An 11,546-nucleotide genomic window follows, 5' to 3' on the forward strand; every position below is an offset into this window, starting at 1 on the left:
TCAACAACGTCCATGACGCCAACAGCTAGCCCTTGGCGACGAAGTCCGGCACCTCGGGCTGGCGCCGCCACGCGCCGACCAGGCCGAGGGGGTCCGGGCGCAGCAGCGAAGCCGCCGCGTAGACCGACAGCGCCAGGACCACCACGACGAACCACCAGTCGTAGAGGGCCTGCTCGCCCGTCGGGTAGTAGGCGAGCACCAGGAACGACGCCACGGCGACCACGATGGCCAGGTGCCTGCGCCGCCACGGGAACGCCGACGCGATCACGAAGCCCCAGGTCAGGTACCACGGCAGGGTCGGCGGGGCGAGGATCGCGGTGGCCAGCAGCGTCATGGCCATCCGGAAGATCGCCTCGTTGCCGCCGTTGCGCGCCTTCCACCACTGCCGCACGCCGAACGCGGCCAGCGTCAGCATCGCCAGTGCGCGGGCCACCGTCACGAACGGCGACTCCGGCACGGTGATCACCAGGTTCACCAGCGTGTGCGCCAGCTGCCCGAGCCCGGTCGGGAAGTTCAGCCAGTTCGTCACCAGCGTCGGCGCCTGCAGGCCGGTCACCCAGCCCAGGTTGAACGAGCCGAGCGACACCCAGGTGCCGACCACGAACACGACCCCGAACAGGCCGACCGAGATCGCGCCGGCCTGGAAGAAGTTGCGGACCCGGCTCGGGTGGGGCAGGTGGTTGGCCCACACCCACACCAGGAACGGCAGCGCGACCGCCGCGGTCGGCTTGATCAGCATGCCGATCGTGACCAGCACGATCGCGACCGCGTGCTTGCGTTCCAGCGCGGCGAGCACGCCGATGGTCAGGAAGCCCAGCATCAGCAGGTCGTTGTGCGGGCCGCCGACGAGGTGGATGACGGTCATCGGGCTGGCGACCGCGAGCCACACGGTGATCGGCAGCTTGCCGCCGAGGTGGCGCACCAGCCGCGGCAGCGCCCACAGCATCATCGCCAGGCCGATCAGCAGCACCAGGCGCGTCACGATGACGCCGGCGATCACGTTGTCGCCGGTCAGGGCGACGACACCCTTGGCGATCAGCAGGAACAGCGGGCCGTAGGGCGCCGGGGTGGTCTGCCAGACCGGGTGCACGTTCTGCACCACGTCGCGCAGCACCTCGAGCTCGGCCGGGCCGTGCGCGTACGGGTCGAGCCCGTGCAGCAGCTGGGCGCCCTGGCCGAGGTAGGAGAACACGTCGCGGGTGAACAGCGGCGGCGAGACCAGCAGCGGCGCCATCCAGCACGCCGCGGCGACGAGGATCGGCCTGCTGCCGATGCGCCCGGCGAGCATGTAGCGGCCCAGCCGGACCCACGCCCACACCACGAGCGCGAACCCGCCGTAGAGCACCGCGTTGGCGAGCATCTGCCCGTGCCCGTAGCGGACCCAGGACAGCGGGCCGTGCCCGAGGACCGGGTCGCGGATCAGGATGCCACCGGCCCCGAGCGCGCCGATGAGGAGCAGGAGACTGCCGAGGGTGCCCATCGCGATCGTGCGGTACGGGAACCGCGAGGGCACGCGCACGCGCGCGGCCGGGTGCGCCTGCGCGGGCGCCCCGGGAGCGGGGTCAGTGGTGGTCGCCATTTCGTCCACGGAGATTACACACCGTTCCCGTGCCGGTTCGCGCCGGGAACGTCATTTCCTTGACTTGCGGGCATTCAGGACGGTAGTGAAGCTCGCGTCGTTCCTCCCGGAAGCGCCGCGAGCAGGGAGCGCGTGTACTCGTGCTCCGGGTCGAGCAGGACTTCCTCGACGGTGCCGACCTCGACGAGTTCGCCCCGGTACATCACGGCCACCCGGTCGGCGATGTTCCACGCCAGGCCGAGGTCGTGTGTGATGACCAGGCCGGCCAGCCCGAGTTCGCGGCGCAGCCGCAGCAGCAGCCCGAGGATCTCGCCGCGCACCGAGGCGTCCAGCGACGCGACGGGCTCGTCGGCGACGAGCACACCCGGCTGCAGGGCGAGCGCGCCGGCGATGACCACGCGCTGCCGTTGCCCGCCGGAGAGCTCGTGCGGCAGCCGGTGCAGGAAGTGCTCGGCCGGGCGCAGTTCCGCGGCCTCCAGCGCTTCGGTGACGATCTGCCGCTCGTCGCCGGGCATCCGGTGGATGCGGGGCCCCTCGGCGACGGCCTCGTAGACGGTGTGCCGCGGGTTGAGCGCGCTGGCCGGGTCCTGCAGCACGAGCTGGACGTGCCGCCGGTAGGCCTTGAGCGCCGCGCCCGACGAGGGCACCGGCTGCCCGTCGTAGCGGACCACGCCGGAGGTCGGTTTCTGCAGGCCGAGCAGTGTGCGGGCGAGGGTGGTCTTGCCGGAGCCGGACTGGCCGACGAGCGCGACGATTTCGTTGCGCCGCACCTGCAGGTCCACGCCGGCGACGGCGTCGATGCGGGCGCCGCGCCGGTCGCGGAAGCTGACGCGCAGGTTCTCCGCGGCGAGCAGCACGTCCGGCGCGGGCGGGGTGTCCGGTTCCGGCGGCAGCGGTGCGGTGGTGGCGGGTGCGAAGCGGGCGGCCGGGTCGCCGACCGTGGGGAACGCGGCGGCCAGCGCGCGGGTGTGCTCGTGCCGCGGCGAGCGCATCACCTCGGCGGACGGGCCTTCTTCGACGATCTCGCCGCGGTACATCACGGCGATGCGCGCGCAGGTGGCGGCGAGCACGGACAGGTCGTGGCTGATCATGATCAGGCCGAGGCCGTGCTCGGCGACCAGGCGGGTCAGCAGGTCGAGCACCTGGGCCTGCACGATGACGTCGAGCGCGGTGGTCGGCTCGTCGGCGATGATCAGCCGCGGGCGGCAGGCCAGCGCCATCGCGATCATCACGCGCTGCTTCTGCCCGCCGGACAGCTCGTGCGGGTAGGCCCCGGCGCGGGACGGCGGCAGGTCCACCGACTCCAGCAGCTCGGCGACCCGGCCGTCGACGTCCGTGGCCGACGGGTCGTGCAGCCGGATCGGTTCGGCGATCTGGTCGCCGATGGTGCGGACCGGGTTGAGCGCGTGCATGGCGCCCTGGAACACCACCGACGCCTTGGCCCACCGCACCGCGCGCAGGTGCCCCCAGCGCATGGTGGTGACGTCCTCGCCGTCGAGCCGGATCTCCCCGGTGACCTTCGCGGACTTGGGCAGCAGCCGCAGCACGCTCATCGCGACCGTGGACTTGCCCGAGCCGGACTCCCCGGCGACGCCGAGGGTCTCCCCCGGCGCCAGCGTCAGGTCCACGCCGCGCACCGCCTCCACGTCCCGGTAGGCGACGCGCAGGTCCTTGATCTCCAGCAGGCTCACGCGTGCTCCCCCTTCAGCCGCGGGTTGAGCACCGTCTCCAGCGCGCGGCCGGCGAGGGTGAACGACAGCACGATCACCACGATCGCCAGGCCGGGCGGGATCAGGTACCACCACGCTCCGCCGGTGACCGCGCCGGAGGACAGGGCGCGCTGCAGCATCTGGCCCCAGGACGGCGCGGACGGGTCGCCAAGGCCCAGGAAGGACAGCGTGGACTCGGCGATGATCGAGTTGCCCACCACGAGGGTGGTGTTGGCCAGCACCAGCGGCAGCACGCCGGGCAGCACGTGCTTGCCGATGACGTGCAGGTGCCCGCCGCCCAGGGCGCGGGCCCGTTCGATGTAGGGCCGCGACTCGATGGTCAGGGTCTGCGCGCGCACCAGCCGGGCCGTGGTGGGCCACGAGGTGACCCCGACCGCGACGATGATCGTCGGCACGCCGTGCGGCAGCACGGTGGACAGCGCGATCGCCAGCACCAGCGAGGGCAGCACCAGGAAGAAGTCGGTGAACCGCATCAGCAGGCCGGAGATCCAGCCGCCGAAGTGCGCGGCGGCGATGCCGACCAGCGTGCCGATCAGCACGGACAGGATGGTCGCGGCGAACCCGACCAGCAGCGACACCCGCGCGCCCCACAGCGTGAGCAGCAGGACCGAGCGGCCGTCGATGTCGGTGCCGAGCGGGAACTCGCCGCTGGGCGGCTGCAAGGGCTTTCCGGGAGCGTTGACCACGTCCAGCCCGGCCGGGTCGGTGATCACCGGCGCGAGCACCGCGAGCAGCACCACCAGCACGAGGACGCCCAGCCCGGCCAGGCCGCCGCGGTCGGCGGCGAACTCGCGCCACACCGAAGCGGCCGCGGCGCGGCGCCGCTGCCAGGCGATCGCGGCGGGGGCGGTCACTGCGCACGCACCCGGGGGTCGAGCACGCGGTAGAGCACCTCGGCGATCAGGTTCATCACGATGACCGAGCCGGCCATGACCACGAAGACTCCTTGCAGCAGCGGCAGGTCCGGCACCCGCAGCGCTTCGTAGGTGAGCAGTCCCAGCCCGGGCCAGGAGAACACGGTCTCGACCGTGACGGTGCCGGACACCACCAGGCCGAACTGGAGGAACACCAGCGTCACGGTGGGCAGCAGCGCGTTGGGCACCGCGTGGCGGCGGCGCACCAGGTCTTCGCGCAGGCCCTTGGCGCGGGCGGTGGTGAGGTACTCGGCGTTCATCTCGCCGAGCAGCGACGACCGCATGACCAGCATGTACTGGGCGTAGATCACCGCGAGCAGCGTGACGCACGGCAGCACCAGGTGGTGGGCGACGTCGAGCAGCTGCGGGAAGAACTCCGGCGGGGTGTCCGGGGAGCGCATGCCGCCGCTGGGGAACACCCCCTGCGTGGCGATGAGCAGCAGCAGGCCCAGCCAGAACTGGGGCATCGACCACAGCGTCAGCGCGATCCCGGTGTGGGTGCGGTCGAACAGGCTGCCCCGCCGCCACGCCGCGCGCACGCCGAGCCACAGCCCGAGCGCCACGGCCAGCACGGTGGCGGTGCCGACGAGCAGCAGCGTGGGTCCGAGCCGCTCGCCGATGAGCGCGCTCACCGGCCGGTTGTAGCCGTAGGAGGTGCCCAGGTCGCCGTGCAGCAGCCCGCCGAGGTAGTCCAGGAACTGCCGGTACAGCGGCTGGTCCACGCCGAGCCGGGCGCGCAGCTGCGCCAGCTGCTCGGGGCTGGTGGGCCGGTCGCGGGTCAGGGTGGTGACCGGGTCGCCGGGGATCATCCGGAACAGCAGGAAACCCAGCGCGACGACGAGCAGCAGGCTGCCGATCGCGCCGCCGAGCTTGCCGAGCAGGAACCGGGCGGTGCCGGTGCCGCGGCGGGGCTCGTCGAGCTCCGCCGCGGCGGTGGAGAGCGCGTTCGTCACGCCTACTCCTGGTCGTCGGCGGACTTGCGGCGCCGCCCGGCCGCCGTGCCCGCGATGGCCAGGACGACCACGACACCGGCGCCGATCGCGATCCAGGCGCCGCTGGACAGGCCGCCGCTGGAGGACGAGCCGCCCTCGGCCGGGGTCGCGCCGTAGAAGCCCCAGTAGCCGCTCTGCTCCATGATCTGGCCGGTGCCCGCGGGCTGCTTGGTGAAGCTCGCGAAGTTGTCCGAGCGGTAGGCCTCGAGCACGTTGTCGTAGTCCAGCACGATGCTGGGCACCTGGGTGTAGTAGCGGGCCTGGGCCTGCTTCACCAGGTCGGCGCGCTTGGCCGGGTCGAACTCGGTGCTCTCGGCGGCGTAGAGGCGGTCGAACTCGGGGTCGCAGAAGAACGAGGTGCTACTGCTGCTGCCCGCCACCGCGGGCAGGGCCGCGCAGGTCTGCTTGGACAGGATGTAGTCCGGGTCCGGGCTGGTGCCCCAGCCGGAGAAGGCGAGGTCGTAGGTGCCGTTGTTGGTGCGCTCGTCGACCTCGTTGTCGGAGACCAGCTGCTTGGTCGCCTTGATGCCGATCGCGCCGAGCCAGCTGACCACGTAGTCGGAGGCGCGCTGGGCGAAGTCCTCGCTGGCGCGGCCGAGCAGGCGCAGCTCGATGGGCTTGCCGTCCGGGCCGATGCGGGTGCCGTCGGCGCCGCGCGGGTAGCCGGCCTGGTCGAGCTGGGCGTTGGCGGCCGCGGGGTCGAAGTTGTAGCGCTCGTTCGCCGCGGGCTCCCAGTGGTAGGCCGGGAAGGAGGCGGGCACGATGCCGCCGCCGGTCTGGCCGTAGCCGCCGAGCACCTTGTCCACCAGGGTCTGCGGGTCCAGTGCGCGGGCGATGGCCTGCCGCACGCGGACGTCCTTGAGCACCGGGTTGCCGTCGCCGATCGGCTGGCGGGACTGGGTCTGGGCGCCGTGGTTGACGATGATCTCGCGGTAGCGGCGGCCGATCGCCTGGTTCGTGGTGATGCCCTCGGCGTTCTTCAGCGTGTCGAACTGGGTCGAGGTGAGCCGGTTGACGAAGTCGACCTCGTCGTTCTTCAGCGCGTTGACCGCGGCCTCGGAGTTCTTGTAGCTGATGAACTGCAGCTCGTCGATCTTGGCGCGGCCGCGCCAGTAGTCCGGGTTGGCCTTGAGCCGGACCAGCTCGTTGGGCCGGTACTCGGTGATCAGGAACGGGCCGTCGCCGACGCCGACGACAGGCACCGAGTCGGTGGCCGGGTCGGTCATGTTCGGCTGGTTCGCCCAGATGTGCTCGGGCACGATCGGCACGTCCAGCGCGGTCATGCTCGCCTGCGGGGTCTTCGTCTTGATGACCAGGGTGCGGTCGTCGGTGGCGGTGACCGACTCGAAGTTCTCGACGTAGGTGCCGTTGGCTTCCTGGGCGTTCTCGTCGGTCATGATCCGCGTGAACGTGTAGGCGGCGTCCTTCGCGGTGACCGGCTGCCCGTCGGACCACTTCACGCCGTCCCGGATCCGGTAGGTCCAGGTGAGCTTGTCCGGCGAGGTGGACCAGGACTCGGCCAGGCCCGGCGCGGGGGTGTTGTCCTCGGCCGAGGGCAGGGTGAGGAACTCCCAGGTCATGCGCCCGACCATGGTGCTGGAGGCGAACGAGGCGAGGAACGGGTTCAGGTGGTCGATCTCCTGCACCAGCGCCACGCGCAGCACCGTGCCGCTCTGCTGCTGCGCCTGCGCCGCGGGCACGAACGGGCCCGCCACCAGCGCCGCGGCGGCCACCGCCGCGCCCACCCGCGTTCGTCTCGGGAAACGCATCCCCACAGGTCCCACCTCTCTGGCTGATTCCGAAACCGGAAAGTAACCACTTCCAAGCACGTGGAGTCAACGACTCACGGGTGGTGTTGCCGAGCCGTGACGTAAGGTCTGGACCATGCGGATCTTGATCTCGGCGGACATGGAGGGCGCCACCGGCGTCACCTGGACCGACGACGTCGTCCCCGGCACCGAGCAGTGGCAGCGCTTCCGCCGTCTGTTCACCGGGGACGTCAACGCCGTGGTCCGCGGCCTGCACGCGGGCGGCGCGAGCGACGTGCTGGTCAACGAGGCGCACTCGTCGCAGCGCAACCTGCTGCTGGAGGACCTGGACGACCGGGCCCGCCTGCTCACCGGGCGGCACAAGCCGCTGTCGATGATGCAGGGCATCGACAGCGGCGTGGACGGGGTGGTGTTCCTGGGCTACCACGCCGGGGCGGGCGAGGACGGGGTGCTGTCGCACACCTACCTGGAGAACCAGATCACCGGGGTTTGGCTGGACGGGGTGCCTGCCGGCGAGGGCCGCCTCAACGCCGCGCTGGCCGCCGAGCACGGGGTGCCGGTGCTGCTGGTGTCCGGCGACGACCGGACGTGCGAGGACGCCGCCGACTACGCGCCGGGCGCGCGGCTGGTCGCCGTCAAGGAGTGCGTGAGCCGCTACGCCGCGATTTGCCTTCCCCCGTCGAGGACCGCCGAGATGCTGAGCGCGGCCGCACGGGCGAGCATGGACCGTGCGGTGCGGGCGCCGGGTGCGGCCGCCGCGCACCGCATCGAGGTCGAGTTCGACGCGAGCCACCTGGCGCAGGCCGCCGCGGTGGTGCCGACCGTCGAGCAGACCGGTGTGCGCCGGGTCGGGTTCGACGCGGCAACAATGACCGAAGCGATGAAGGCGTTCAAGGTGGTCACGGCGATCGCCGCGGGCGCGGTGCAGGGGAAGTATGGCTAACGTCGAGAGTCTGTGCGCGCAGCTGCTGCGGTTCGACACCACCAACCGCGGCCACGGCGACGCCGAGGGCGAGCGGGACGCGGCGGAGTTCGTCGCGGGCGTGCTCGCCGGCGCCGGTCTCGAACCGGTGGTGCTGGAGTCCGCGCCGCGGCGCACCAACGTGGTCGCCCGGCTCGCGGGCGCCGACCCCACGTTGCCGGCGCTGCTGGTGCAGGGGCACCTGGACGTGGTGCCCGCCGACGCCGCGGACTGGACGGTGCCGCCGTTCGCCGGGGAGGTCCGGGACGGTTACCTGTGGGGCCGGGGCGCGGTGGACATGAAGGACTTCATCGCGATGGTGCTGACCGCGGTGGCGGACGGGCTGCGGCCGCGGCGCGACCTGGTGCTGGCGTTCGTGGCCGACGAGGAGGACCGCGGCGAGTACGGGGCGCACTGGCTGGCCGAGGAGCACCGCGAGCTGTTCGACGGGTGCGTGGCCGCGATCAGCGAGTCCGGCGGCTACACCTACCACGTGCCCGCGGCCGACGGCTCAGTCAAGCGGCTCTACCCGGTGGGCACGGCCGAGCGCGGCACCGCCCACATGCGGCTGACCGCGCGGGGCCGGGCCGGGCACGCCTCGCGGCCCAACCACGAGAACGCGGTGGTGCGGCTGATCGAGGTGCTGAACCGGATCGCCGCGCACGAGTGGCCGGTCACGCTGACGCCGACGGTGGAGGCTTTCCTGGTCCGCACCGGCGCGGCGCTCGGCGTCGAGGTGGATCTGTCCGATGTGGAGGGCACGATGGCGCGGCTGGGCCCGGCGGCGAAGCTCGTCGAGCCGACCATCCGCAACAGCACCACCCCGACGATGCTGGACGCCGGGTACAAGGTGAACGTGATCCCGAGCCTGGCGCAGGCCCAGATCGACACCCGGACCCTGCCGGGCACCGAGAAGCAGCTGCTGGACCAGCTCGACGAGCTGCTCGGGCCGGACGTCACACGCGAGTTCGTGGCGCGCCAGCCCGCCGTGCAGGCGCCGGTGGACTCCCCGTGGTTCACCGCGATGGCCGAGGCGCTGCGGTCGCAGGACCCGGAGGCGGTCGTGGTGCCGTACTGCATGGGCGGCGGCACGGACGCCAAGGCGTTCAGCCCGCTGGGCATCGCCTGCTACGGCTTCGCGCCACTGTGGCTGCCCGAGGGCTTCGAGTACCGGGCGATGGCGCACGGCGTGGACGAACGGGTGCCGCTGGAGGGGCTGCACTTCGGGAAGCGCGTGCTGGAGCACTTCCTCACCCACTGCTGAGTGGGCATCACTCCCCCAGCAGGGCCGTGGCGAGGAGGGCGACCGTGCGGTCCTCGTCGTGCACCAGTTGCCGCAGCGCGGGGTGTGCGAGGGGTGGTGGCATCTCGGCGAGGGCCTGGGTCAGGCGGAGCCGCACCGCGGAGTCCGTGGCGTGCGCGGCGAGTTCGCCGGTGAGCGCGCTCATCACCTGCTCCGCGTGCCCGGGGTCCACTGCCAGCGCGCCCAGCGCCTCGGCCGCCTCGACGTCGCCGTCACCGTCCAGCACCATGCCCACGAGCGTCGGCACCGCTGCCGCGACGCCGCAGCGGCCCAGTGCCAGCGCCGCGTGCCTGCACACCGTCGGGTCCGGGTCCGCCAGCGCTCCGGTCAGCGCCTCGGTCGCCTCGTCCCCCGGCATCTCCGCGATCGCCAGCACCGCGCGGCGCCGGACTTCGACGTCGTCGGCCCGCAGACCGGGCACCAGGCTGGCCACCCCGTCGCCGCCGGCGCGCGCGAGTGCCCACCGCAGCGCGCCGGCCACGTTCGCGTCGGGTTCGGCCAGCACCGCCTCGGCCAGCAGTTCGGCGGGCACCGGCACGGCCTCGGTCAGCGCGGCCTGCTGCCGTCGGGCCGCGTAGGGCGAGTTCAGCCCGTGCAGCAGCTCGACGATGCGCAGCACGTCCGGCCAGTCCGACGGCGCGGAGGCGTCGACCGCGCGGAGCCGCTCCAGCAGCTCCTGCTCCCGCCGGATCCGGTCCTCGGTCCGCCGGATGAGGTCGGCGACCAGTGTGGACGGTGTGAACCCGGGATCCGCCAGCGCACGGCCGATCTGCCGCAGCGACAGCCCGAGGGACCGCAGGCTCTCCACGTGGAAGATCCGGCGGATGTCCTCGTCCGAGTACTCCCGGTAGCCCCCGACCGTGCGGCCGGTCGGGCGCACCAGCCCGAGGGTGTCGTAATGCCGCAGCATCCGGGTGCTCACCCCCGAGCGGCGCGCCACTTCGCCGATCAGCACGACGTGCCCGCCGCGCGTTCCGGGCCGAGCGCGGCCACCCGCTTCGCCTCCTCGACGTCCAGGGCGAACCCCGCGTCCGGGTCACGCAGGAGCCGCTGCGTGGCGCGGGCGTGCGCGCGCACCACCGGGTCCGGGTTCGCCAGCCCCGTCCGCAGGGCCGGCTCGGCCACGTCGCCGAGCGCGACGAGCGCCCGGCTGAGGCTCAGCTGCACGGCCCGGTCGCCCCGGCCCAGCTGTGCGGCCAGGTCGTCGGCGAGCGCGGCGCGCTCCTCGTCGGGCACCAGGACGACCGCGGCCCGCCACGCGCTGCGCGCGACCTCGTCGTCGGCGTCGTGCAGCAACGCGCGGGTGATCGCGGGCCACACGCTCCGGTCCCCGATCTTGGACAGCGTGTGCAGCGCCTGGCTGCGTGCCTGAGCCCGCCCGGACGTGAGCTCGGCGAGCAGCCGGGGCACCGTGATCTCCGCCGGCAGCCGGGTCAGCGCCCAGGTGAGCATGTCGCGGACGAAGAAGTCCGGCTCGACCGCGCTGCGGGCCACGAGCTCGCCGAGGTGACCGGGGTCGGGGTGCGTGCCTGCCGCCAGCGCGGCCTTGAGCCGCGTGGACGGGTTCCCGGCGCTCAGGGCGCCGAGCAGGTCGCGGTGTGTCGGGTTGATCGGAACCACCTCCGCGTCCCAGTGAAGACCTTGTCACAGTGTCAACGTCAAGCGCTGACTCCGGTCAGGACCGAATCCACCAGCCGGGCCAGGTAGCGCCGGTCCGCGCTGCCGCCGCAGAGCAGCAGGTGGAACCACAGCGCGCCCGCGAGCAGGTCCACGACCAGATCCGCGTCGCCGTCCGCCGCCAGCTCGCCCCGTTCCACGGCTCTGGTGAAGACCGGGTGGTCGCGGGTGAGCCGTCCGGTGAAGAACGCGCTGGTCGCTTCGGCGAGGAGCGGGCGACCCGGCACGGCGGCCAGCACCGCCGCGGTCGCCGGGCGGGTCAGCAGCCGGGACAGGCGGGTGGCCACGGCGAGTAGGTCGCCGCGCAGGCTGCCGGTGTCGGCGATGGGGAAGTCCAGCAGCGCCGAGCCGGTCACGGCCGCGGCGAGCAGTTCGTCCTTCGACGACCACCAGCGGTAGAGGGTCGTCTTGTGCACGCCCGCGCGCTGGGCGATCGCCTCGATGGTGAGCCCGTCGTAGCCGTGCTCGGTGAGCAGGTCGAGGGTCGCGGCGAAGATCTCCTGGACCCGGCGGGGCGCGGCACCGGTCGGCATGGCCCCACCCTAACCGCAACGCGACGGTGCGTTGCATTGCAACGGTCCGTTGCGTTCCACGGCGGCGCTGATCAGGCTAAACCTGGGG

At 72.7% G+C, this 11,546-nt stretch carries 10 protein-coding genes; 2 read left to right on the forward strand and 8 right to left on the reverse strand.

Features of this window, described 5'->3' with window-relative positions; genetic code table 11:
- Positions 1 to 25 precede the first annotated feature (25 nt).
- The 5 genes from mptB to AMY39116_RS0312240 all read right to left on the reverse strand — a co-directional run bounded on the left by mptB (position 26) and on the right by AMY39116_RS0312240 (position 6,984).
- Entirely contained in the window at positions 26 to 1,579 is a 1,554-nt protein-coding gene (mptB, locus tag AMY39116_RS0312220) for a polyprenol phosphomannose-dependent alpha 1,6 mannosyltransferase MptB (RefSeq protein WP_020417944.1), read from the reverse strand.
- 74 nt (positions 1,580 to 1,653) lie between these two features.
- Positions 1,654 to 3,270 carry an ABC transporter ATP-binding protein gene (locus tag AMY39116_RS0312225; protein WP_020417945.1) on the reverse strand — a complete coding sequence of 539 codons (1,617 nt, stop codon included), beginning with the start codon at positions 3,268 to 3,270 and terminating at the stop codon, positions 1,654 to 1,656.
- A complete protein-coding gene (locus AMY39116_RS0312230) occupies positions 3,267 to 4,163 on the reverse strand; it encodes an ABC transporter permease (protein WP_020417946.1) in 897 nt (298 codons plus the stop codon). Before AMY39116_RS0312230 ends, AMY39116_RS0312225 begins: the two co-directional genes overlap by 4 nt.
- Positions 4,160 to 5,176, reverse strand: a complete 1,017-nt coding sequence (locus AMY39116_RS0312235; RefSeq protein WP_020417947.1) for an ABC transporter permease — start codon at positions 5,174 to 5,176, stop codon at positions 4,160 to 4,162. Before AMY39116_RS0312235 ends, AMY39116_RS0312230 begins: the two co-directional genes overlap by 4 nt.
- Before the next feature lie 2 nt (positions 5,177 to 5,178).
- Positions 5,179 to 6,984, reverse strand: a complete 1,806-nt coding sequence (locus AMY39116_RS0312240) for an ABC transporter substrate-binding protein (RefSeq protein ID WP_235716111.1) — start codon at positions 6,982 to 6,984, stop codon at positions 5,179 to 5,181.
- Positions 6,985 to 7,099: 115 nt separating this feature from the next.
- On the opposite strand from AMY39116_RS0312240, the gene AMY39116_RS0312245 reads away from it, so the two are divergent.
- A complete protein-coding gene (locus AMY39116_RS0312245) occupies positions 7,100 to 7,927 on the forward strand; it encodes a M55 family metallopeptidase (protein ID WP_020417949.1) in 828 nt (275 codons plus the stop codon).
- On the forward strand, positions 7,920 to 9,209 hold the full coding sequence (locus AMY39116_RS0312250) for a M20/M25/M40 family metallo-hydrolase (RefSeq protein ID WP_020417950.1): 1,290 nt from the start codon (positions 7,920 to 7,922) through the stop codon (positions 9,207 to 9,209). Before AMY39116_RS0312245 ends, AMY39116_RS0312250 begins: the two co-directional genes overlap by 8 nt.
- 7 nt (positions 9,210 to 9,216) lie before the next feature.
- Here AMY39116_RS0312250 and AMY39116_RS0312255 read toward each other — a convergent pair whose 3' ends face one another.
- The 3 genes from AMY39116_RS0312255 to AMY39116_RS0312265 are packed head-to-tail and all read right to left on the reverse strand — an operon-like array spanning position 9,217 to position 11,458.
- Positions 9,217 to 10,203, reverse strand: coding sequence for a HEAT repeat domain-containing protein (locus tag AMY39116_RS0312255; RefSeq protein WP_020417951.1), 987 nt, complete (start codon positions 10,201 to 10,203; stop codon positions 9,217 to 9,219).
- The gene (locus tag AMY39116_RS0312260) at positions 10,197 to 10,868 is read right to left on the reverse strand and encodes a HEAT repeat domain-containing protein (RefSeq protein WP_020417952.1); all 672 of its coding nucleotides are present in this window, start codon (positions 10,866 to 10,868) and stop codon (positions 10,197 to 10,199) included. Before AMY39116_RS0312260 ends, AMY39116_RS0312255 begins: the two co-directional genes overlap by 7 nt.
- Positions 10,869 to 10,906: 38 nt before the next feature.
- On the reverse strand, positions 10,907 to 11,458 hold the full coding sequence (locus AMY39116_RS0312265) for a TetR/AcrR family transcriptional regulator (protein ID WP_020417953.1): 552 nt from the start codon (positions 11,456 to 11,458) through the stop codon (positions 10,907 to 10,909).
- Positions 11,459 to 11,546: the final 88 nt, after the last annotated feature.

Source organism: Amycolatopsis sp. ATCC 39116 (genome assembly GCF_000231075.2).
Taxonomy (GTDB): Bacteria; Actinomycetota; Actinomycetes; order Mycobacteriales; family Pseudonocardiaceae; genus Amycolatopsis_E; species Amycolatopsis_E tucumanensis.

What these genes read in the sequence shown, in the direction of transcription:
- AMY39116_RS0312250 (WP_020417950.1), top strand. Translation starts at nt 7,920, where the DNA reads ATGGCTAACGTCGAGAGTCTGTGCGCGCAGCTGCTGCGGTTCGACACC.
- AMY39116_RS0312240 (WP_235716111.1), bottom strand. Translation starts at nt 6,984, where the DNA reads ATGCGTTTCCCGAGACGAACGCGGGTGGGCGCGGCGGTGGCCGCCGCG.
- AMY39116_RS0312245 (WP_020417949.1), top strand. Translation starts at nt 7,100, where the DNA reads ATGCGGATCTTGATCTCGGCGGACATGGAGGGCGCCACCGGCGTCACC.
- mptB (WP_020417944.1), bottom strand. Translation starts at nt 1,579, where the DNA reads ATGGCGACCACCACTGACCCCGCTCCCGGGGCGCCCGCGCAGGCGCAC.
- AMY39116_RS0312265 (WP_020417953.1), bottom strand. Translation starts at nt 11,458, where the DNA reads ATGCCGACCGGTGCCGCGCCCCGCCGGGTCCAGGAGATCTTCGCCGCG.